The sequence below is a fragment of the Comamonas sp. B-9 genome, assembly GCF_000410635.1.
Taxonomy (GTDB): Bacteria; Pseudomonadota; Gammaproteobacteria; order Burkholderiales; family Burkholderiaceae_C; genus Comamonas.
Genome location: NZ_APCR01000297.1, coordinates 1 through 20,925, shown reverse-complemented (window position 1 = coordinate 20,925; position 20,925 = coordinate 1). Strand labels below are relative to the sequence as shown.

The 20,925-nt window shown below is 65.9% G+C and carries 23 protein-coding genes; 15 read left to right on the top strand and 8 right to left on the bottom strand.

What is annotated here, in order from left to right; all coding sequences use genetic code 11:
• Nucleotides 1–33: 33 nt before the first annotated feature.
• A complete protein-coding gene (locus tag H928_RS0102375; protein ID WP_021025058.1) occupies nucleotides 34–1,284 on the bottom strand; it encodes a PAS domain-containing sensor histidine kinase in 1,251 nt (416 codons plus the stop codon).
• Between the two features lie 168 nt (nucleotides 1,285–1,452).
• On the opposite strand from H928_RS0102375, the gene H928_RS0102370 reads away from it, so the two are divergent.
• From H928_RS0102370 to H928_RS0102335, 8 genes are all read left to right on the top strand, one after another.
• Nucleotides 1,453–2,379: a LysR family transcriptional regulator gene (locus H928_RS0102370; protein ID WP_021025057.1), complete on the top strand. Its 927-nt coding sequence runs from the start codon at nucleotides 1,453–1,455 to the stop codon at nucleotides 2,377–2,379.
• A gap of 4 nt (nucleotides 2,380–2,383) precedes the next feature.
• Entirely contained in the window at nucleotides 2,384–2,830 is a 447-nt protein-coding gene (locus H928_RS0102365; RefSeq protein ID WP_021025056.1) for a DUF2214 family protein, read from the top strand.
• 41 nt (nucleotides 2,831–2,871) lie between these two features.
• Nucleotides 2,872–4,581 carry an arginine--tRNA ligase gene (gene argS / locus H928_RS0102360; RefSeq protein WP_021025055.1) on the top strand — a complete coding sequence of 570 codons (1,710 nt, stop codon included), beginning with the start codon at nucleotides 2,872–2,874 and terminating at the stop codon, nucleotides 4,579–4,581.
• 26 nt (nucleotides 4,582–4,607) lie between these two features.
• The gene (locus H928_RS0102355) at nucleotides 4,608–5,312 is read left to right on the top strand and encodes an SPOR domain-containing protein (protein WP_021025054.1); all 705 of its coding nucleotides are present in this window, start codon (nucleotides 4,608–4,610) and stop codon (nucleotides 5,310–5,312) included.
• A gap of 56 nt (nucleotides 5,313–5,368) precedes the next feature.
• Complete coding sequence (locus tag H928_RS0102350) at nucleotides 5,369–6,013, top strand: thiol:disulfide interchange protein DsbA/DsbL (protein WP_021025053.1); 645 nt, start codon at nucleotides 5,369–5,371, stop codon at nucleotides 6,011–6,013.
• A 110-nt stretch (nucleotides 6,014–6,123) separates the two neighbouring features.
• Nucleotides 6,124–6,792: a lipopolysaccharide transport periplasmic protein LptA gene (lptA, locus tag H928_RS0102345; RefSeq protein ID WP_021025052.1), complete on the top strand. Its 669-nt coding sequence runs from the start codon at nucleotides 6,124–6,126 to the stop codon at nucleotides 6,790–6,792.
• A gap of 23 nt (nucleotides 6,793–6,815) precedes the next feature.
• The gene (gene lptB / locus H928_RS0102340; protein WP_148293012.1) at nucleotides 6,816–7,592 is read left to right on the top strand and encodes an LPS export ABC transporter ATP-binding protein; all 777 of its coding nucleotides are present in this window, start codon (nucleotides 6,816–6,818) and stop codon (nucleotides 7,590–7,592) included.
• Nucleotides 7,593–7,697: 105 nt separating this feature from the next.
• Nucleotides 7,698–9,305, top strand: coding sequence for an RNA polymerase factor sigma-54 (locus H928_RS0102335; RefSeq protein WP_021025050.1), 1,608 nt, complete (start codon nucleotides 7,698–7,700; stop codon nucleotides 9,303–9,305).
• A gap of 73 nt (nucleotides 9,306–9,378) precedes the next feature.
• Here H928_RS0102335 and H928_RS0102330 read toward each other — a convergent pair whose 3' ends face one another.
• Nucleotides 9,379–10,293 (bottom strand): aspartyl/asparaginyl beta-hydroxylase domain-containing protein, encoded by a 915-nt coding sequence (locus H928_RS0102330; protein ID WP_027010450.1) that lies wholly within the window; start codon nucleotides 10,291–10,293, stop codon nucleotides 9,379–9,381.
• Between the two features lie 147 nt (nucleotides 10,294–10,440).
• Complete coding sequence (locus H928_RS0102325; RefSeq protein ID WP_021025048.1) at nucleotides 10,441–11,193, bottom strand: hypothetical protein; 753 nt, start codon at nucleotides 11,191–11,193, stop codon at nucleotides 10,441–10,443.
• 197 nt (nucleotides 11,194–11,390) lie between these two features.
• Between H928_RS0102325 and H928_RS0102320 the strand changes: the two genes are divergently transcribed.
• From H928_RS0102320 to H928_RS0102305, 4 genes are all read left to right on the top strand, one after another.
• The gene (locus H928_RS0102320; protein ID WP_021025047.1) at nucleotides 11,391–12,668 is read left to right on the top strand and encodes a class I SAM-dependent RNA methyltransferase; all 1,278 of its coding nucleotides are present in this window, start codon (nucleotides 11,391–11,393) and stop codon (nucleotides 12,666–12,668) included.
• Nucleotides 12,665–13,159 (top strand): putative toxin-antitoxin system toxin component, PIN family, encoded by a 495-nt coding sequence (locus H928_RS0102315; protein WP_021025046.1) that lies wholly within the window; start codon nucleotides 12,665–12,667, stop codon nucleotides 13,157–13,159. Before H928_RS0102320 ends, H928_RS0102315 begins: the two co-directional genes overlap by 4 nt.
• A 220-nt stretch (nucleotides 13,160–13,379) precedes the next feature.
• Entirely contained in the window at nucleotides 13,380–13,697 is a 318-nt protein-coding gene (locus H928_RS0102310) for a multidrug efflux SMR transporter (RefSeq protein ID WP_027010449.1), read from the top strand.
• A gap of 73 nt (nucleotides 13,698–13,770) precedes the next feature.
• The gene (locus H928_RS0102305; protein WP_021025044.1) at nucleotides 13,771–14,901 is read left to right on the top strand and encodes a 3-deoxy-7-phosphoheptulonate synthase; all 1,131 of its coding nucleotides are present in this window, start codon (nucleotides 13,771–13,773) and stop codon (nucleotides 14,899–14,901) included.
• A gap of 18 nt (nucleotides 14,902–14,919) precedes the next feature.
• Here the strand turns inward: H928_RS0102305 and H928_RS0102300 are convergent, their stop codons facing one another.
• Both H928_RS0102300 and H928_RS0102295 read right to left on the bottom strand, forming a co-directional pair.
• The gene (locus H928_RS0102300) at nucleotides 14,920–15,252 is read right to left on the bottom strand and encodes a YnfA family protein (RefSeq protein WP_021025043.1); all 333 of its coding nucleotides are present in this window, start codon (nucleotides 15,250–15,252) and stop codon (nucleotides 14,920–14,922) included.
• Nucleotides 15,252–15,650 (bottom strand): hypothetical protein, encoded by a 399-nt coding sequence (locus tag H928_RS0102295; RefSeq protein WP_021025042.1) that lies wholly within the window; start codon nucleotides 15,648–15,650, stop codon nucleotides 15,252–15,254. Before H928_RS0102295 ends, H928_RS0102300 begins: the two co-directional genes overlap by 1 nt.
• A gap of 143 nt (nucleotides 15,651–15,793) precedes the next feature.
• Between H928_RS0102295 and H928_RS0102290 the strand changes: the two genes are divergently transcribed.
• The 3 genes from H928_RS0102290 (at nucleotide 15,794) to H928_RS0102280 (ending at nucleotide 18,141) form a co-directional block, all read left to right on the top strand.
• A complete protein-coding gene (locus tag H928_RS0102290) occupies nucleotides 15,794–16,576 on the top strand; it encodes an IclR family transcriptional regulator (protein WP_021025041.1) in 783 nt (260 codons plus the stop codon).
• 45 nt (nucleotides 16,577–16,621) lie between these two features.
• Entirely contained in the window at nucleotides 16,622–17,737 is a 1,116-nt protein-coding gene (locus H928_RS0102285) for a CaiB/BaiF CoA-transferase family protein (protein WP_021025040.1), read from the top strand.
• 71 nt (nucleotides 17,738–17,808) lie between these two features.
• On the top strand, nucleotides 17,809–18,141 hold the full coding sequence (locus H928_RS0102280; protein ID WP_021025039.1) for a hypothetical protein: 333 nt from the start codon (nucleotides 17,809–17,811) through the stop codon (nucleotides 18,139–18,141).
• Between the two features lie 10 nt (nucleotides 18,142–18,151).
• Here H928_RS0102280 and H928_RS0102275 read toward each other — a convergent pair whose 3' ends face one another.
• From H928_RS0102275 to H928_RS25800, 3 genes are all read right to left on the bottom strand, one after another.
• Entirely contained in the window at nucleotides 18,152–18,949 is a 798-nt protein-coding gene (locus H928_RS0102275; RefSeq protein WP_021025038.1) for an enoyl-CoA hydratase/isomerase family protein, read from the bottom strand.
• Nucleotides 18,946–19,749 carry an SDR family oxidoreductase gene (locus tag H928_RS0102270; protein WP_021025037.1) on the bottom strand — a complete coding sequence of 268 codons (804 nt, stop codon included), beginning with the start codon at nucleotides 19,747–19,749 and terminating at the stop codon, nucleotides 18,946–18,948. The genes H928_RS0102275 and H928_RS0102270 overlap by 4 nt, the downstream gene beginning before the upstream one ends.
• Nucleotides 19,746–20,925 (bottom strand): AMP-binding protein (locus tag H928_RS25800; protein WP_021025036.1); only part of this gene is annotated, 1,180 nt, incomplete at its 5' end. The genes H928_RS25800 and H928_RS0102270, both read right to left, overlap by 4 nt.

Genomic DNA, 20,925 nt, shown 5'->3' with positions numbered 1-20,925 from the left:
GGGGCAAGCGGCCGGTGGCCATCGCCTGGCTGGCTAATCGTCCAGCCCTTGGGGCAACTCAATGCGCATGATGGTGCCGTTTGGCTGGCGCGGCAAGGCCTGCACGGTGCCCTGGTGCAACTGCACCACCGAGCGCACGATGAACAGACCCAGGCCCGCGCCCGCCCGGTGGCGGTGTTCGGTGCCGCGCGTGCCTTTCTCGAACAGGCGCGGGCGCAGGCTGTCGGGGATACCCGGGCCTTCGTCGATCACCTCGATGATCAGCGCCAACGGGTCGTCCGAATCGGCCAGGCGCAGCAGCACCGGGCTGTCAGCCGGGGCGTAGTTGAGCGCGTTGTTGAGCAGGTTGCGGATGGTCAGCCGCATCAGCGCCGGGTGCAGCTGCACCGTGCGCGCCTCGGCATCCCAGACCACCTGGATGCGCGGGCGGGCATCGGCAGCGATGTCGTGCAGCACCAGGTTGACCAGGGTCGGCAGGTCGGTATCGGACGAGGCGCCAGCGCGCCCGCCCACGGCAAGAATGGTGCCGGCCGCCAAGGTGTTGTCCAGGGTGCCTATGACCTGCTGGAGCACATGCTCGGCGCGCAGCAAGGCCTTGGTGGCCGGGGTGGTCTGGCTCAGCTGCAGCTCGGCAATGGCCGACATGGTGGCCTGCATCGCGGCCGAGGCGTTGTTGAGTGGCTGGCGGATCTCATGCGAGAGCAGCTGAAGCATTTCGCTGTGCTCGGTGAGCATGGCGGTGCGCCAGTCCAGCAAGGTGCGCAGCTTGAGCAGCTCGCTTTTCTCTTCGGTGCGCTCCAGATCGGTGGACGAGAGCGCGGCCAGCTGCGCGCGCAGGTCGTCGGTTTGCGCCGCGTTGGCGTATTCGGCGCTGCAGTCCTGCATCAGCATCAGCACGCCCTGGGCGGTTTTGTTGCCTGCCGGCCCGGGCCAGAGGTGGGGCGAGAGGCTGATGCGGCGCCAGGCGACATGGCCATGGGCATCGGTCTTGCGCGTGTCGAACTGCTGGCGCAGGCCCTGGGCGGCGGCCTGCAGCGCGTCGTGGTGCTGCTGGGCAAAGTCGGGCGGCAGCGCTTCGTCGAGCAGTTGGCCGACGATGCCGGTCGTGGGCACGCCAAACCATTCGCACCACTGCGGTGTGGCCAGGCGCAGGCGCTGGTCACGGCCCCAGTAGGCCATGGCGACGGGGCTGCTGCCAAACAGGCGCAGCAGCTGGGCGGGGGCGTACCAGAGGGCGTCGGCGCTGGAGGGGGTGCTGGTGGGCGGCGTTGAAGCTGGCGGCATAGGAGCGGGGGCGCAGGAAAAGAGCGGCTGTCAATGATGTCGCAGCGGGATGTGCGCTTTCATGCGCCCGCCAGGCCGGAGCCCCGATGATAATAGGCTGTGGCCCTGCCAGCGCGTCGCACAAGCGGCGGCCAGCGGGCTTTGCGTATTGTCTGTGTTCTGTCTGGTATGGATCGCCTCAAGCAGCTCGAATCATTTGTCGCCATCGCCTCGCGCGGCAGCCTCACGGCCGCTGCCAAGGCCGAAGGCGTGGCCCCGGCCATCATGGGCCGCCGGCTCGATGCGCTGGAGGAGCGCCTGGGTGTCAAGCTGCTGGTGCGCACCACCCGCAAGCTCACCCTGACCTACGAGGGCGCGGCCTTTCTGGAAGACTGCCAGCGCCTGCTGGCCGAGCTGGCCAGTGTCGAGGCCAGCGTCAGCGCCGGCGGCATCAAGGCCACAGGCCATCTGCGCGTGACCGCGCCGGCCGGCTTTGGGCGCCGCCATGTGGCGCCGCTGCTGCCGCTCTACCATGCGCGCCACCCCGACGTGACGATCTCGCTGAACCTGAGCGACCGCCTGGTCGACCTGGCCGGTGAGGGCTATGACTGCGCGATCCGCGTGGGCGACCTGCCCGATTCCTCGCTGGTCAGCGTGCGCGTGGCGGACAACCGGCGCCTGTGTGTGGCCACGCCCGAGTACCTGCGCCGCCGCGGCATTCCGCGCCACCCCAGCGAGCTGAGCCAGCATGACTGCCTGACCTTGTCGAGCGAGGCCTCGCAGACGCGGGGCTGGGCGTTTCGCATGCCGGCAGCCACTGGCGCCAGCGAGGTGGTCTATCTCAAGCCCGGCGGCCCGCTCGATTGCTCGGACGGCCAGGTGCTGCACGACTGGTGCCAGCAAGGCTGGGGCATTGCCTGGCGCAGCACCTGGGAGGTCGAGTCCGAGATTGCCGCCGGCCGCCTGGTCGAGGTGCTGGAGGACTTTGCCGCGCCGCCCAACGGCATCTATGTGATGTTCCAGCAGCGCAAGCACCTGCCGCTGCGGGTGCGCTTGTGGATCGATTTCGTCAAGCAGCACTACGAACGAGCCGATTTCTGGAAAAAGATGGAGTAACACGATGACTTTGGAAGCTGTTCTGGCCTGCCTGCACCTGCTGGCCTTGTTGACCATGGTGGTTTTTCTCTCCAGCGAGGCGGCGCTGTGCCGCGCCGAGTGGATGAATGGGGCTGTGGTGCAGCGCCTGGCGCGCCTCGATCTGATCTACGCCTTTGCCGCGCTGGCGGTGCTGGCCACCGGCCTGCTGCGCCTGTTTCTGGGCGCCAAGGGCGTGACCTGGTATGTCAGCCAGCCGCTCTTTCACCTGAAGATGACCTTGGTCGTCGTCGGCGTGGTGCTGTCGTTCAAGCCGACAGCCGTGTTCCGCCGCTGGTTACGGCAATTGCGCGACAATGGCGCTTTGCCCGGGGACGCCGAGGTGCGCGCCACGCGTAAATGGGTCATGTGGCAAGCCCATCTGATTCCCGTGATCGCCGCCGTCGCCGTGTTTTATGCCCGGGGCTGGTAAACCGGCCTGGCGCTGGTAACTGCTTCGTCTAAGTTTCAAATATGTTGCAAGTCAAAAAAGATTTGCTCGCAGTGCTTGCTGCCGAGCTCGAGAAATTGTCGCCTGGCGCAGGTAGCCGTGCGGCCTTTGAAACGCCCAAGGTGGCCGCGCACGGCGACTATGCCGTGACCGCCGCGATGCAGCTGGCCAAGCCGCTCAAGGCCAACCCCCGCGCACTGGGCGAGCAGCTCAAGGCCGCGCTGGAGGCCACGCCCGCCTTTGCGCAGTGGGTGGAAGCGGTCGAGATCGCCGGTCCCGGCTTTTTGAACCTGCGCCTCAAGCCCGCTGCCAAGCAGCAGGTGGTGCAGGAAGTGCTGGCCCAGGGCGAGCGCTTTGGCATGCAGCCCCAGCGCGATGAAAAGATCATTGTCGAGTTTGTCTCGGCCAACCCCACCGGTCCGCTGCACGTGGGCCATGGCCGCCAGGCCGCGCTGGGCGATGCGATCTGCAACCTCTACGGCAGCCAGGGCTGGTCCGTGCACCGCGAGTTCTACTACAACGATGCGGGCGTGCAGATCGACACCCTGACCAAGAGCACCCAGCTGCGTGCCAAGGGCTTCAAGCCCGGTGACGACTGCTGGCCCACCGACAGCGAGAACCCGCTGGCCAAGAACTTCTACAACGGCGACTACATTGGCGATATTGCCCAGGCGTTCCTCGCCAAGCAGACCATCGAGGCCGATGACCGTGCGTTCACCGCCAATGGCGATGTCGAGGACTACGACAACATCCGCAACTTTGCGGTGGCCTACCTGCGCAACGAGCAGGACAAGGATCTGCAGGCCTTCAACCTCAAGTTTGACGAGTACTACCTCGAGTCGAGCCTGTACCAGAACGGCCATGTGGACGAGACCGTCAAGCGCCTGATCGCCAGCGGCCACACCTATGAGCAAGATGGCGCGTTGTGGCTGCGCACCACCGACTTTGGTGACGACAAGGACCGCGTGATGCGCAAGTCCGATGGCACCTACACCTACTTCCTGCCCGATGTGGCCTACCATACGCAAAAGTTCCTGCGCGGCTACGGCAAGGCCGTCAACATCCAGGGCACGGACCACCACGGCACCATCGCCCGCGTGCGCGCCGGTCTGCAGGCCGTCAATGTCGGCATCCCCCAGGGCTACCCCGACTATGTGCTGCACACCATGGTGCGCGTGGTGCGCGGTGGTGAAGAAGTCAAGATCAGCAAGCGCGCCGGCAGCTATGTCACCTTGCGCGACCTGATCGAGTGGACCAGCAAGGATGCGGTGCGCTTTTTCCTGCTCTCGCGCAAGCCCGATACCGAGTACACCTTCGACGTCGACCTGGCCGTGGCCCAGAACAACGACAACCCGGTGTTCTACGTGCAGTACGCCCATGCGCGCATCTGCTCGGTGCTGCGCGGCTGGCAGGAGCAGGGCGGCGCTGGCCTGCCTGCGCTGAGCGGCATCGACCTGGGCGCGCTGCAGGGCCCGCAGGCCCAGGCACTGATGCAGATGCTGGCCCAGTACCCCGAGATGCTGAGCAACGCCGCCGCTGGCAATGCGCCGCACGATGTTACGTTCTATCTGCGTGACCTGGCCTCGGCCTACCACAGCTACTATGATGCAGAGCGTATCTTGGTGGATGACGAAGCCACCAAACTGGCCCGTCTGGCACTCGTGGCAGCGGTCGCGCAGGTGCTGCGCAATGGCCTGGCCGTGCTGGGTGTGAGTGCACCAGAGCGCATGTGATTTTGCGAACAAAGGTAATAACTGCAATGCGACGACATCAACGTGGTGGAACCATCCTGGGCCTGATCCTGGGGCTGCTGGTGGGCGTGGGCGCGGCCTTGGCCGTGGCCGTGTACGTCACCAATGTGCCGGTGCCGTTTGTCAACAAAGGTGGCGTCAAGGGCGAGGCCAAGGACAAGGCCGAGGCGCAGCGCAACCAGAACTGGGACCCGAACTCGCCGCTCTATGGCAAGAACCCCGCGCGGGCACCAGCGGCTGTGGCGCCGGCCGCGCAGGGCGTGGTGGTGCCAGAGCCGCCGCGCACCGTGGCTGACAACGCCACCCCGCCGGTGGAAAACAAGCCCGCCAAGCCCGAGGTGGTGCTGCCCGATCCGGCCAAGCCTGCCGACAAGCCAGCAGACAAGACCCAGGTCGCCAAGCTCGATCCCAAGGCCGGCCAGGGCGCCGATCCGCTGGGCGATCTGGCCAAGTCGCGCAGTGCCGATGGCACCGACGGCTTCCAGTACTTTGTGCAGGCCGGCGCTTTTCGCAGCCAGTCCGATGGCGATGCACAACGCGCCAAGCTGGCGATGATGGGCTGGGAAGCGCGTGTGAGCGAGCGCGAAGTCAATGGCCGCACGGTATACCGGGTGCGCGTGGGCCCATTCAACAAGCGCGATGATGCCGATGGCCTCAAAGGCAAGCTCGATGGCGCCGGCGTGGATGCGCAAATCGTCCGCGTACAGCGTTGAACTTTTGGCGGTGCAGGACACTCCTAACCGCAACTTGTCACTGGAGTTAACAAAACATGAAACGTCGTGAGTTTTCCACTTTGGCGGCTTCCGCTACTGCCGCTTCCGCGCTGAGCCTGCCTTTCGCTACTGGCGCCAACGCACAGGCCAAGTTCAAGGAAGGCAAGGACTACCTGAAGCTGGCCAAGCCCGTCACCCCCGATGCGCCCGCTGGCAAGGTCGAGGTGATCGAGTTCTTCTGGTACAGCTGCCCCCACTGCAATGCCTTCGAGCCGCAGTTTGAAGCCTGGGCCAAGACTGCCCCCAAGAACCTGCAGATCCGCCGCGTGCCCGTGGCCTTCAACAACACCTTTGTGCCCCAGCAAAAGATCTACTTTGCGCTGGAGTCGATGGGCCTGATCCCTGACGTGCATGTCAAGGTTTTCCGTGCCATCCACGTGGAGCGCCAACGCCTGAACAAGGACGACGAGATCTTTGCCTGGATGGACAAGAACGGCGTGGACCTGGCCAAGTTCAAGGAAGCCTACAACTCCTTCAGCGTCGCAGGCCAGGTGCGCAAGGCCACCCAGCTGCAAGAGTCCTACGGCGTCGAAGGCGTTCCATCGCTGGGCGTGGCGGGCAAGTACTACACCGACGGCACCCGTGCCGGCTCGATGAGCAACGTGCTGCAAGTGGTAGAGTTCCTGGCGGCACAAGGCTGAGCGGCCTCCCCAACGCTTTAGACAAAGCCCGCACGCGCGGGCTTTTTTGTGCCAAAAACGGCCCAACGCTCCAGCATGGCTACAATGGGGCAGAGCAAGATTCATGCCTTATGAGACACCGTATTTTTAACACTTTGTTGGTGGCAGTGGCCCTGGCCGTGCCGCTGCTGTCGCACGCCGAGCGTGCAGACCGCACCAAGCCCATGAACATCGAGGCGGACGATGGCCGCCACGATGAACTCAAGCAGACCAGTGTCTTCACGGGCAATGTGGTGGTGACCAAGGGCACCATCATCATCCGTGGCGCGCAGCTGACCGTGAGCCAGGACCGCGACGGCTTCCAGCACGGCGTGGTCACCGCTGCGCCGGGCAAGCTCGCGTTCTTCCGCCAAAAGCGGGATTCCGCCCCTGGCGCGCCCGACGAGTTCGTCGAAGGCGAAGGCGAGGTCATCACCTATAACGGCCGCGACGACACCGTGCACTTTGAGCGCCGTGGCGAGCTGCGCCGCTACCGCGAGACCACGTTGACCGACCAGGTCAGTGGCCCGCTGATCGTCTACAACAACCTGAGCGACACCTTCACGGTCTCCGGCCAAAAGGGTGCCCAGGCGGCGGCCGATCCCAAGCCCGGCGCGCCCAAGAAGGACCGCGTGCGCGTGATCCTGACGCCCAAGGCCGACGGCAAGGCGGACGACAAGGCCAGCGCCCCGGCCAAGCCCGCTGCCGATGACAAGACGCCATTGCGCCCCAGCACCCAACTGAACGACGGAGCCAAGTAACCGTGGCAGAAAACTCGTCGACCATTTCCGTCAACGCCCGGGTCGCCAACAGCGACCACCGCAGCCAGCTGGAGGTCTTGCACCTGGAGAAGTCCTATGGCAGCCGCAAGGTGGTCAAGGATGTATCGCTGTCGGTGCGCAAGGGCGAAGTGGTGGGTTTGCTCGGCCCCAATGGCGCGGGCAAGACCACCTCGTTCTACATGATCGTGGGCCTGGTGCGCAGCGATGGCGGGGATATCCGCATCGATGGGCAGTCGGTAGCCAATATGCCGATCCACCAGCGCTCGCAGCTGGGCCTGTCCTCCCTGCCGCAGGAAGCCTCGATCTTTCGCAAGCTCAGCGTGCAGGACAATGTGCGCGCCGTGCTGGAGCTGCAAAAGGATGAGCATGGCAAGCCGCTCTCGCGCGCCGAGGTCGAGCGCCAGCTCACCGCGCTGCTGCAGGAGCTGCGGGTCGAGCACCTGCGCGAGTCACCGTCGGTGGCGCTGTCCGGGGGCGAGCGCCGCCGCGTCGAGATCGCCCGTGCGCTGGCCACCCAGCCCCGTTTCATCTTGCTCGATGAGCCCTTCGCCGGCATCGACCCCATCGCCGTGATCGAGATCCAGCGCATTGTCGCCTTCCTCAAGGAGCGCGGCATTGGTGTGCTGATCACCGACCACAATGTGCGCGAAACCCTGGGTATCTGTGACCATGCCTGCATCATCAGCGATGGCAAGGTGCTGGCCGCCGGGACGCCGCAAGAGATTGTGGAGAACGCAGAGGTCCGGAGGGTGTATCTGGGTGAACATTTCCGTATGTGACACCGCACGCCTTGGCGGGCGTGCCAGCCAAGCTACCGACCTGCGCTGCGGGCCCGGTAGGGCTGATCTGTTGCCAACTGCCGCAGCCGCTGCAAAGGCGCAGCCATGATGCCGTCGCTGTCGCTGCGCGTATCGCAGAACCTGACCCTGACGCCCCAGCTGCAGCAGTCGATCCGCCTGCTGCAGCTGTCCACGCAGGAGCTGACGCAGGAAGTCGAGCAGATGCTCGACGAAAACCCGTTTCTGGAGCGCGAGGGCGATGAGGCCCCCGAGGCCGAAGCCGGTAAAGAAGCCGCTGAATCTGCCGAAGCTGCAGACGCAGCCGACAAGGCTGCCGATACTGCTGCCAGCGCCGACACCAGCAACAGCAGCGATTTCGAGCCCGGAACCTCCGACCAGCCGCTGGATTTTGCTGCGGGCAAGGAAACCGGCGTCGATGCGGAGGCCGCTGCCGGCGATTCGGCATCGGACTGGGAAGAGTGGGGCGGCGATCTGCCCGCCCGCTCCAGCGCAGGCGATGACGACGACGAGACGCCGATGTCCGACCGCCGCAGCGAGCACCTGAGCCTGCAGGATGTGCTGCACCGCCAGGCCTTGTCGCTGCGCCTGTGCCAGGAAGACCGGGCCGCGCTCTACTTTCTGATCGAATCGCTGAACGACGACGGCTACCTCGAAGAAACGCTGGCCGAGCTCGCGCAAAGCTTTGGCGATGCTTCGGACCCCGAGCGCTACGAGGCGCTGCTGCACCACCTGACCGTGGCGCTGCGCTTGCTGCAAAGCCTGGAGCCGATTGGTGTGGGCGCGCGCAACCTGTCAGAATGCATGCAGCTGCAGATCAAGGCCCAGCAGCGCCTGTTGGATGAAGAGGGCTCGGACACGCCCGAGGCCGATGCGCTGGCGCTGGAGACTGCCTTGCTGGTCTGCCAGGAGTCCCTTGATCTGCTGGCGCGCCGTGATGTGCGCAAGCTGGTGCAGCTGACCGGCTGTAACGAGGCGGCGGTGCGCAGCGCGCTGGCGCTGATCGCCAAGCTCGAACCCCGCCCCGGCCGGCCCTATGCCGATGTGGACCGCAACACCATCATCCCCGATGTCATCGTGCGACCCAGCAATGAGCGCGGCCTGCCGGTGCCCGGTTTCAGCGTGCAGCTCAATGCCGAGGTGATGCCGCGCCTGCGCGTGCAGGATGTCTACGCCAATGCCTTGCGCAGCCACAAGGGCAGCGAAGGCCATGGCGCACTGCAGCAGCGGCTGCAGGAGGCGCGCTGGTTCATCAAGAACATCCAGCAGCGCTTTGACACCATCTTGCGCGTCTCGCAGGCCATCGTCGAGCGCCAGCGCAATTTCTTTGTGCATGGCGAGCTGGCGATGCGCCCCATGGTGCTGCGCGAGATTGCCGATGAGCTGGGCCTGCATGAATCCACCATCAGCCGCGTGACCACGGCCAAGTACATGGCCACGCCCCAGGGCACGTTTGAGCTCAAGTACTTCTTTGGCTCGGGCTTGGGCACCGAGACCGGGGGCAGTGCGTCGAGCACGGCCGTGAAGGCGCTGATCAAGCAGCTGCTGGACGAGGAAAGCGCGAAGAAGCCGCTGTCGGATGCAAAAATCGCCGATCTGCTGCAGGCCCAGGGCATTGAATGCGCGCGCCGCACGGTGGCCAAGTACCGCGAGGCCATGCGCATCCCGCCCGCCAGCTTGCGCAAGGCGCTGTAGCCAAAGTCTCAGCCACCATAAAAAAACCGCAGCTGCCTGGGCACTGCGGTTTTCGCTTGTGGAAGCTGCCGATTTACTTCGGCCACAGCCACCAGATGAACAAGGCCAGAGCGGCGAGCATCAGGCCGAACTTGGTGAACTTGTAGGCCGTCTTGTTCCAGGCCTTGAAGCGGCGGCGGTACTGGCCCATGTAGAACGAGATCTTGAAGATGCGGCTGATGAAGCCGCGCGGATCACCTTCGTTGTTGGGCGAGCTGGCGGCAGCCACCACATGCGTGCCCAGCCAGCGGTTGAGCCACTGCGCAAAGCCATTGGTCATCGGGCGCTCGACATCGCAGAACAGCACGATGCGGTTGCCTTCGGAGCGGTTCTCGGCCCAGTGCATGAAGGTCTCGTCAAAGATCACGCCTTCGCCCTCGCGCCAGCTGTAGGGCGTGCCATCGACCTCGATCATGCAGCGGTCGTCATTGGGCGCCAGCACGGCGAGGTGGTAGCGCAGCGAGCCGGCATAGGGATCGCGGTGCAGGTTGAGCTTGGCGCCGGGTGGCAGCTCGGCAAACATGGCCGCCTTGATGCCGGGGATGGACTGCACCAGCGCCGTGGTCTTGGGGCACAGCTCCATCGCAGACGGGTGGGCCTGGCCGTACCACTTCAGGTAGAAGCGCTTCCAGCCGGTCTTGAAGAAGGAGTTGAAGCCCGCATCGTCGTTGTTGGCCGCGGCCTTGATCTGCATGGCCTGGTGCAGGCCAATGGCCTCTTCGCGGATCTCGCGCCAGTGGGCCTGCAGTGGGGCGAGGTCGGGGAAGGTGCTGGTGGGCAGGTAGGGCGTGCGCGGTACCTTGCTGAACATCAGCATGAACACATTGAACGGGGCCGTGAAGGTGGAGTGGTCAAACAGCTGGCGCAGCAGCTTGTGCCGCACCTTGCCGCGCAGGTGCATGTAGAGGCCGCAGCCAAAGAAAAGCAGCACCAGGGCCAGAACGATGATTTTTGCCATAGACAGCGATTTTAGCGACTGCGCTGTGGCGGCGGGCTGCGCAAGCGCAAACTGGCGCGCGGCAAGGGCTGCGGGGCGGTGGGATGGCCTGCTGCCAGCAGGCCTATTGCGGTTTTGTCAACTGCAGGCCGGGTGGGCTTACCTGGGCTGGGCGGCAAAGGCGGTCTTGAGGCGCTGCAGCATCTCGCGGTTGAGCTGGCGCTGCTGGCCGCTCCAGTGCGTCATCGCCTTGTTCAGCTCGGCCTGCAGTGCGTTGGCGGTCTGCCAGTCGCCCTGGCCTGCGGCCCAGATCGCGTACTCGGCCATCACATCGAAGCTGCCCGAGTGCTGGCGCGCAAAGTCAAAGCTCTTGCGCGCCATCGCCTGGTCGCCCAGCTGGGCATAGGCCTTGGCCACCAGCAGGCCCACGGCCTCGGCACGAAAGTGCACATCGGCCTGGGCAATCACGCGCAGCTGCTGCAGCGCCTGCTGTGGATGGCCGGCCTGGTAGGCCGCTTGCGCAGCGCCCCAGCGGATATCGAGGTCGTTGGCAAACGGGCCCTTCATGCTGGCCTCGAAGTGGCCAAAGGCCTGCTCGGCCTGGCCATTGGCCAGCAGGGCCTGGGCCAGGCGGATCTGGTTCTGCGCGGTGGGGCTGTAGTCGTAGGCGGCCTGGGCTTCGCGCACTTCGCGGGTCGGGTCCAGCGCCTTGACGGCATTGCTCGCCAGGCTGCGGGCATGGCGCTGCAGGCGCGAATTGGGCAGGTAGATGGCAAAGAAATACACCACGCTGCCCAGGAAGGGGAAGGCCAGCAGCACAAACAGCCAGTAGTTGTTCTGGCCGCTGCGCACGGCGTGGACCGCAAAAAACAGTGCAATGATGACGTGTACGCCGGCTCCGAGGTAGGGCATCCGCATTCTCTCTGAGTGATGGAGGGGAAGGGCGGCTGCACCGAGGGCTGCGGCCCGCTCTGGGGCCAGACTATAGCAGCCAGCCACCCGTTACGCCTGCGCTATGGGAGCCGGGCTGGCGAATGCCACTGGCACAGTCCACATTCCCGTGCGCTTGGCAGACAATGGGGCAAGCGCGTATGCTTGCCCCCCTGCTTATGAACCAACTGCATTTGTTTTTGCCCTGCGCCGCCGGCGTCGAGGGCCTTTTGGCGGACGAAGTCCATGCCATCACCGGCGCCAGCGGCCAGGACCTCCTGATGGCGCGCGGCGGCGTCATGCTGCGCGGCATGTGGCGCGATGCGCTGCTGCTGAACCTGCACAGCCGCCTGGCCCAGCGCGTGCTGGTCGAGCTCTCGCACAGCATGTACCGCAACGAGAACGACCTTTACCGCGCCGCCAGCGAGGTGGCCTGGGAGATCTGGTTCTCGCCCAAGGAGACCTTCAAGATCGAGGTCACCTCCCAGCACAGCCCGCTGACCAGCCTGAACTTTGCCGCGCTGCGCGTCAAGGATGCGATTGCCGACCGCTTCCGCGAGCGGCGCCACGGCGTGCGCCCCAGCGTGGAGACGCACCACCCCGATGTGCGCGTGCACCTGCACCTGACCACCGATGGCGCCACCATCTATATCGACACCTCGGGCGAGGCGCTGTTCAAGCGCGGCTGGCGCGAGGACAAGGGCGATGCGCCGCTCAAGGAAACGCTGGCCGCGGCGATGATTGCCGCGAGCGGCTGGGACCCGCACGGTGACGACCCGCAGCCGCTCTACGACCCCTGCTGCGGCAGCGGCACGGTGCTGATTGAAGCGGCCCAGATCGCGCGTAAGATCCCGGCCGGTATCCTGCGCCGCTTTGCGTTTGAAAAGCTGGTGCCCTTCCAGCGCCATGTCTGGGAAGCGATGCTCGACGAGGCCGAGCGCCAGATCCTGCCCCAGAGCCCCGTGGGCATCTATGGCTCGGATATCTCGTTCCGCATGGTCGATTTTGCCCAGCGCAATGCCGAGCGCGCCGGTGTGGCCGAGACCATCGAGCTGCGCGGCGGCGATGCGCTGCAGCGCATGCCCCCCTGCGAGCAGCCCGGCATGATGCTGCTCAACCCGCCGTACGGCGAGCGTATCGCGGCGGCGGGCGCTGCCGGCCGCAATGCGGCCGAGCGCATGGGCCATGTCGAGCGCGCAGGGCGAGAGACGGCGCAGACCGAAGATGGCGGCGAGTTCTTCACCCAGCTGGCCAGCCACTGGAAAAAGAACTACAGCGGCTGGAGCGCCTGGATGCTGACGCCTGACCTCAAGCTGCCCGGCAAGATGCGCCTGAAGGAATCGCGCCGCACCCCCATGTGGAATGGCCCCATCGAGTGCCGCTTGTTCCGCTTTGACATGATCAAGGGGGCGCTCAAGCCCCGGGGAGAGCAGCCCGCGCCAGGCGGTCAACCATGAAGGTGGTGCTCAAGTGGCCATCGTGCAATGAAGGCTACGCCGGACCGCTTCCCCGGCCGGTGGTGCTGGACACCAATGTGGTGCTCGACATGCTGATCTTTGATGACCCGCATATCCCGCCGATCCGCACGCTGGTGGCCCAAGGCGCGCTGCGCTGGATTGCCGACGAGGCCCAGCGCATCGAGCTCGAACGCGTGCTGCACTACAGCCAGATCGCCCCGCGCGTGAGCTACTACGGCAAGACGCCCGAGGGGGTGATGGCCGCCTTCGATGCGGCCGTGCAGTATGTCGATGCCGCCCCCAAGATCCGCTTTAGCTGCACCGATCCGGACGACCAGCATTTTCTGGACCTGGCCAGCCAGCACCAGGCCTTGCTGGTGAGCAAGGACAAGGCGGTGCTCAAGCAGCGCAAACGAGTGGCCACCTACTACGGCGCCACCGTGGGCAACCTGCTGCAGATGGAGCCTGCCGAGGCCCAAGCGCTGGCCTGAGCGCCCGCGCCAGCACAGGGTGGGCGCGGCTTCAACTGTTGCGCCCCAACCACCCATGGCCTGGCGGGCGATGCGCGGCCTATGCGGCCCGTCTGGGCGCCCGCCGCTATCATGGGACCCATTGCGCAGGGACGGCCCTGCATGGCGCTGCAGCAGTGGCGCGCACCTCCGCCAGGACGGCCTGGCCATTCCAATATTCCGTTTGTTCAAGGAGTTCGATATGGCCTGGGTGTATTTGCTGGTTGCCGGTGTGCTGGAGGTGGTGTGGGCGTTCACGATGAAGCAGTCCCATGGTTTTACTAACATCAAATACAGCGCGATCACGCTGGTGGCGATGATCGCCAGCTTTGGCCTGCTGTCGGTCGCGATGCGCAGCCTGCCGCTGGGCACGGCCTACACCATCTGGACGGGCATTGGCGCCGTGGGTGCCTTTATCGTGGGCATCACCGTGCTGGGCGAGGCGCTGACGCCGATGCGTGTGGTAGCGGCCTTGCTGATTGTCAGCGGTCTGGTACTGATGAAGCTGTCCTCTTCCTAATGGCCTGCGGGCGGCTGCAGCGGGGATGCCTTAGGCCTGTGAACGTGTTTGCAGGCCCTGCGACAATAGCGGGATGACCGATTCTTCTACCGCTGCAGGCACCGTGCCTCGCAAGTCCCCGTCCCGGCTTTCCACGGTTGACAAGACCCGCATCGATGACACCCGCATCAAGGTGGTGCGGCCGCTGATCACGCCCGCCTTGCTCGAGGAGTGGCTGCCGATCACCGACGAGGCCTACCAGCTGGTGGAATCGAGCCGCGCGGCCATCTCCAAGATCCTGCACGGCCAGGACGACCGCCTGGTCGTCGTGGTGGGCCCTTGCTCCATCCACGACCATGACCTGGCAATGGACTATGCCCGCCAGCTCAAGGTGCAGGCCGAGGCTTTGAAGGACGACCTGCTGGTGGTGATGCGCGTGTATTTTGAGAAGCCGCGCACGACGGTGGGCTGGAAGGGCTATATCAACGACCCGCACCTCGATGGCAGCTTTGCCGTCAACGAGGGGCTGGAGCTGGCGCGCCGCCTGCTGCTCGATATTCTGGCGCTGGGCCTGCCAGCCGGCACCGAGTTTCTGGACCTGCTGTCGCCGCAGTTCATCAGCGACCTGGTCAGCTGGGGCGCCATTGGTGCGCGCACCACCGAGAGCCAGAGCCACCGCCAGCTGGCCAGCGGCCTGTCCTGCCCGGTGGGCTTCAAGAACGGCACCGATGGCGGCGTCAAGGTGGCGAGCGACGCGATTTTGGCGGCGCAGTCCGAGCATGCCTTCATGGGCATGACCAAGATGGGCCAGAGCGCCATCTTCGAGACCCGGGGCAACCAGGACTGCCACATCATCCTGCGCGGCGGCAAGCAGCCCAACTACAGCGCGGCCGATGTGCAGGCCGCCTGCGAGGTGCTGGCCAAGGCCGGCCTGCACGAACAGGTGATGATCGACCTGTCGCATGCCAACAGCAGCAAGCAGCACCGCCGCCAGATCGAGGTGGCCGCCGATGTGGCCCAGCAGGTGGCAGGGGGCGACCGCCGCATCACTGGCGTGATGATCGAGAGCCATATCCACGAAGGCCGCCAGGACATCGTTGAAGGCCAGCCGCTGGCCTATGGCGTCTCGCTCACCGATGCCTGCATCAGCATGGAGCAGACCGTGCCGGTGCTGGCCCAGCTGGCGCAAGCGGTGCAGGCGCGCCGCGCTGCCAACCAAGGCTAAAACAAGGCAGGCGCAGGTTTAACGCTGCGCCGCGCCCAGCATGATCACGCCCATGCCGGCCAGGCACAGCAGCACGCCGGCGATGTCCCAGCTGCTGGGGCGGATGCCGTCGACCAGCCACAGCCAGGCAATCGCCGTCGTCACATAGACCCCGCCATACGCGGCATAGACCCGGCCCGATGCGGTCGGGTGCAGGCTCAGCAGCCAGACAAAGGCCAGCAGCGCCAGGGCCGCTGGCAGCAGCACCCAGGCCGGCGCCTTGTCCTTGAGCCAGAGATAGGGCAGGTAGCAGCCCACAATCTCGGCAATCGCCGTCAGCACAAACAAGGCGGTGGTGGTCAGCAGGGACATCAAGGGGCTTTCTCAAACAGAGGCAGGCGGGCGGCCAGTTCAGCGTCGTACTGCGCCAGTTGCTGCAGCTGGGCAAAGGCCGGCGCTGCAGCGGGCACGATGCGGTTGCCGCAGACCTGGGTATAGCCATCTAAAAACGAGGACGCCAGCTCGGCGCTGTGCAACCAGGTATCGGCGCAGGCCAGCAGCGCTGCGCATGCGGCCTCGCTGCGCCCCAGCTGGGCAATCGCCCAGAGCGCGGCCTGGCTTTCGACCTCGTCCAGATCGGCATGGTCTTGCACCAGCAGATCCAGCGCCCTCTGCTGCTCAGCGGCAGACAGCTGCTGCTCGGCCAGCAGGCGGCCGATTTCGGCAATGGCGGGTACGCGCGAGGGCATGCCGTATTGGTTCAGGCTCATCGGTGGGAGTGTTGCAGATAACCGCCACGTAGGCGGCTGGGGGCAGCAAGCGGGCATGCAAGCTGCCCATAGCGGATCAATCCCGATTAGAATTTCATAAATTGAGACATTGGTCTCGTAATAAGTAACTTATATACTGAAATATGAATTCTGAAGCGGATGGAAGACTGGTCAGCGCCTTGGTGCGCGGCGTCAGTATTTTGCAGTGCTTTAACAACAAGCAGCAAGAACTCAGTGGCAAAGAGCTGATGGACCTGACGGGTTTGCCCAAACCGACCTTGTTCCGCCTGACCGAGACGCTGTGCGAGCTGGGCCTGCTGCGCTATTCGGAGCGCCTGTCCAAATACGTGCTGGGCATTGGCGTGCTGAACCTGGCCTCGCCGCTGCTCTCGCGCATGACGGTGCGCCAGTTTGCCCGCCCGCAGATGCAGGAGCTGGCCAACTACATGGGCGGCCAGATCCAGCTGGCCGTCGGCGAAGGCCGGCGCCTGGTGCTGGCCGAGCTGGCCAATGGCATGGACAACAAGGTCTTCACGCCAGAGATCGGCGTGGCCGTGTCCTTGGTGCGCACTGCCACTGGCCGCGCCTACCTGCTGGGCCAGAGCGAAGCCGAGCGCCAGGCCTATCTGGACGAACTCGATGGCCGCGCGCCCGAGCGTGCTGCGCTGCTGCGCGAGCGCCTGGACGATGCGCGCCAGGACCTGGCCTTGCACGGCTTTTGCCGCAGCCATGGCGATCTGCACCGCGAGATTCTGTCGATCGCCGTGCCGCTGTCGCAGCCCATCGATGGCGAGCGCTGGGTGTTTGGCGCCTCGGTGCCCACCTACAACCCCAAGAGCCGCGAGCTGGAGACCGACATCGGCCCGCGCCTCGTGACCCTGGTGCGCTCGCTCGAAGGGCTGATCGGCACCTCCAGCCTGTCCTGATCCGAGCGGGCATCGCATCGCAAAAAACAACCACAGGAGACAAGCATGAAAGTATTGGACGGCATCAAGGTGCTGGAGATTGGCGGCCTGGGACCGGGCCCGTTCTGCGCGATGCACCTGGCCGACCTGGGCGCCGATGTGATCTCCATCGTGCGCGAGGAAAAGGGCGCAGCCCCCACCGGCAACCTGCTCAACCGGGGCAAGCGCTCGGTGTTTGCCGACCTGAAAAGCCCCGAGGGCAAGGCCTTGGTGTTGGCCCTGGTGCAGGAGGCCGATGTGCTGATCGAAGGCATGCGCCCCGGCGTGATGGAGCGCCTGGGCTTGGGCCCGGCCGAATGCCAGGCGCTGAACCCGAAGCTGGTCTATGGCCGCATGACCGGCTGGGGCCAGACCGGCCCGCTGGCCCCGCGCGCCGGCCATGACAACAACTACGCAGCGGTCTCGGGTGCGCTCTGGGGCTGCAGCCCGGCCGATGCGCGGCCCGTGTCGTCGTTTGCGATGGTGGGCGATATCGGCGGCGGCGCGCTCTACCTGATGACCGGCCTGCTCGCTGGTGTGATCCAGGCGCGCAGCAGCGGCAAGGGCTGCGTGGTGGATGCCGCGATTGTCGATGGCGCCGCCCATATGCTGAACCTGGCGCTCAGCGCCCGCCAGCGCGGCATCGTGGCCGATGTGCGCGGCCAGAGCATCCACGACAGCGCACCGTTCTACGAGACCTATGTCTGCGCCGATGGTGAGCACATCACCATTGGCAGCATCGAGCCGCAGTTCTATGCGCTGCTGCTGCAGACCCTGGGCCTGGCCGATGACCCGGACTTTGCCGCGCCCCAGTCGCAATGGGACAAGGCGCTGTGGCCGCGCCGCCGTGCACGCCTGCAGGCGCTGTTCATCACCGAGCCGCGCGCACACTGGCAGCAGGTGTTCGAGGGCAGCGATGTCTGCTTTGGCGCAGTGCTGAGCCCCTTGGAGGCATCTGACCACCCGCATATGCAGGCGCGTGGCGTCTACCACGAGCAAGGCGGCGTGTTGCAGGCAGCGCCCGCACCGCGCTTTGACGGCCAGGCCTATGACACGCCGGCGATGTGCGCCGCAGGCGCGCATACCGAGGCCGTACTGGCGCAGCTGACGGCAGGAGATGCGAGCGCTGCCTGGCGCCGCTGAGCGCGCCGGGGTGCGACAATGCTGCCCTGCCTGGGCAGCGCCTGACCGGGCTCAGATCAAGGGAGTTGCCAATGGGCATCGTGGTTTTTTACCTGCGCAACATGGCCGAGGAGGCCGAGGGCGGGCCGCCTGACTGGCAGCCGCAGTGCCTGGCCTATAGCGACAAGCAGATGAGCGAGGCACTGGCGCAATGCCAGCGCCTGCGCGCCGACCCGCGCCATGCGCATGTGGTGATGTCGTCCGAGCTGCGCGACATGGTCGGGCAAATAGGGGTGGCCGCCGTCGAAGACGGCCGCACGCCCGATGGCGAGCACTATGACTGGAGCAAGGCCGGGCGGGCAGGGATGAGCCGCCGCAATGCGATGGAGCCGCCCAAAACGCGCGGCAGCGCCAGCAACGAATAAGCCGGTTTTTTCAGCTTCGCGCAGGCCACTGGAAAGGGGCAGGCTGCTTGTTCAAGAAGGCCTGCACGGCCTCGCGGTGCTGGGCCGTACCCATCGCCAGCGCCTGGGCGTTGGCCTCCTGCTCCAGCAGCGCCGGCAAGTCGTTCGCCGCCATCGCCAGCGAGCGTTTGATCAAGCTCAGCGCCACCGGCGATGCGCCCACAAAGCTGTGCGCAATCGCCTGGGCCCGCGCTTGCAGCTGCTCGGGGGCGACCAGCTCGCTGGCAATGCCCAGCTGCAAGGCCTCCTGGGCAGAGACCTCGCGGCCCGACAGCATCAGTTCCCGCGCGCGCTGCACGCCGACGACGCGCGGCAAGGTGTAGAACGCCGCGCAGTCGGGCACGACACCAACGCGGATAAAGGACATCGCAAAACGCGCCCGGTCGGACGCAATGATGAAGTCCGCCGCCAAGGCCAGGCTAAAGCCCGCGCCATAGGCGGCACCGTCCACCGCCGCAATCACCGGCTTGTCCAGCAGCATCAGGTCCTTGAGCCAGTGGTGCAGGCTGGACAGCCGCGCGCGCCAGCCGGCATTGTCCAGGCCCGATGCCGCAATATTGCCCAGGTCACCGCCCGAGCAGAAATGGTCGCCAACGCCGGTCAGCACCAGCGCGCGCAGGCTGGCATCGGTCTGCACCAGGCGCACCACCTCGGCCATCTCCTCGCGCATCTGTGGGTCAAAGGCATTGCGCTTGGCCGGGTAGTTGAAGCGCAACGTGGCCACGCCGTCCTGGCGTTCAAAAATGATGCGTTCGTAGTGGCGGCTCATGCGGCGCTCCTGGGGAAGTAGGACGCACGCATATCGCGTCCGCCACGCAGCGCGGCGCCGCCATCGACCGGGATGATGGCGCCCGTCACATAGCTGGCCTGCTCGGACGACAGGAACAGCGCCATGTGGGCGACATCGTCGGTGCTGCCCATGCGCAGCAGCGGCACCGTAGAGACAGCGCGCTCGAGCGCATCGGCAGTGGGCGCCAGGCGGCGCATGCCTTCGGTATCGCCGATGGGGCCGGGCGAGATGCTGTTGACGCGGATGCCGTCCTCGCCCCATTCCAGCGCCAGCACCTTGGTCATCATGTCGATGCCGGCCTTGGCCGCGCAGGCATGGACCTGGTACATGGTCGGGTTGACGCCTTGCGGCGCCGAGATATTGATGACGCTGGCGCCGGGCTTGCGCAGCATCGGGTAGGCCAGGCGCAGCACATGGAAGCTGCCATTGAGGTCGATATCGACAACGGTCTTGAAGCCGTTGGGCGACAGATCCTTGGCCGGCGCAATGAAGTTGCCCGCCGCGCCCGAGACCAGCACATCGATGGGGCCAAAGCGGGCATGGGCCTGCTCCAGCGCGGCCTGCACGGCAGCCGGGTCGCGCACATCGGCGCTCAGGCCCAGGGCCTGGGCGCCCAGTGCTTCCAGCTCGGCAGCGGCCTGCGCCACCTTGTCGGCCGAGCGGCTCATGACCACCACATGCGCGCCCGCGCGGGCGAAGGCCTTGGCAATGCCCAGGTTGATGCCACTGCTGCCGCCGGCGACAAACACATGCTGGTGGCGAAAGGAGAAAGAGCTCATGGGTGTTCCGTATGCAAAGAAAGGGAGGGGGCGGCGGCTTGCTGCGCCGCCTCCTGCAGTGCGCGCCACTGGATCTTGCCGGTGGCGGATTTGGGCAGCGCGGCGAGAAAGTCCACCGCGCGCGGCACCTTGTAGGCGGCCATCTGCGCGCGGCTCCAGCCGATGATCTCGTCTTCGGAGCTCTGCGCGCCGGGCCGCAGCACCACCAGGGCCTTGACCGATTCGCCGCGCCTGGCATCGGGCACGGCGATCACGCAGGCCTCCAGCACGGCCGGGTGGCTGTAGAGCATGTTCTCGACCTCGGCGGGCCAGACCTTGTAGCCATTGGCATTGATCATGCGTTTCAGGCGGTCGCGCATGAAGTAGTAGCCATCCGCGTCCACCGAGGCCAGGTCGCCGGTGCGAAAGTAGCGACGGCCATGGCGCTCGAAAAAGGCCTCGCGGTTGGCCTCGTCATTGCGCCAGTAGCCCTGCATCACCTGCTCGCCGCTGGAGACCAGCTCGCCCACCTCGCCAGCGGGCAGCTCTTCCAGGGTCTCGGGGTCGATGATCATCGAATGCACACCCTGGGTGGGCACGCCCAGGCACTGGCGCTTGGTGTGGCCTGGCGGGTTGGCGTGCAAGAACGCGGCGGTCTCGGTCAGGCCATAGCCTTCGCTGTAATGCAGGCCATAGCGCTCGGCCAGCATCTGCGAGACGGCCTCGGGCATAGCCGCGCCGCCGCCGGCCAGCATGGCCAGGCTCGACAGGTCCAGCCCATGGGCAGCGGCCTGGCTGAACAGGTCGATCACCATGCTGGGCGGCGCGGTCCAGGCGGTGACCTGGTGGCGCTCGATCAGCCGGGCGGCCAGCAGCGCATCCCAGCGCGGCATCATCACCACGGTGCCGCCCACGGCAATGGGCATGTTCATGCCGTACTGCGTGCCCAGCATGTGGAACATCGGCGCGACCGACAGAAACACCAGGTCGTCATTGAAGCCGCGCCACAGACGCGAGCCGGTGAGCGACGCCAGCACCGAATGGTGGCTGTGCATGCAGCCCTTGGGGTGGCCGGTGGTGCCCGAGGTGTAGGGGATGGTGGCCAGCATGCCCGCCTGCGGCGGGCCGGGCGCCAGCTGCAGCGCCAGCGCTGCGGCAAAACCATGGTAGGGGCCGGCGGGCAGCGGCAGGCGCGGC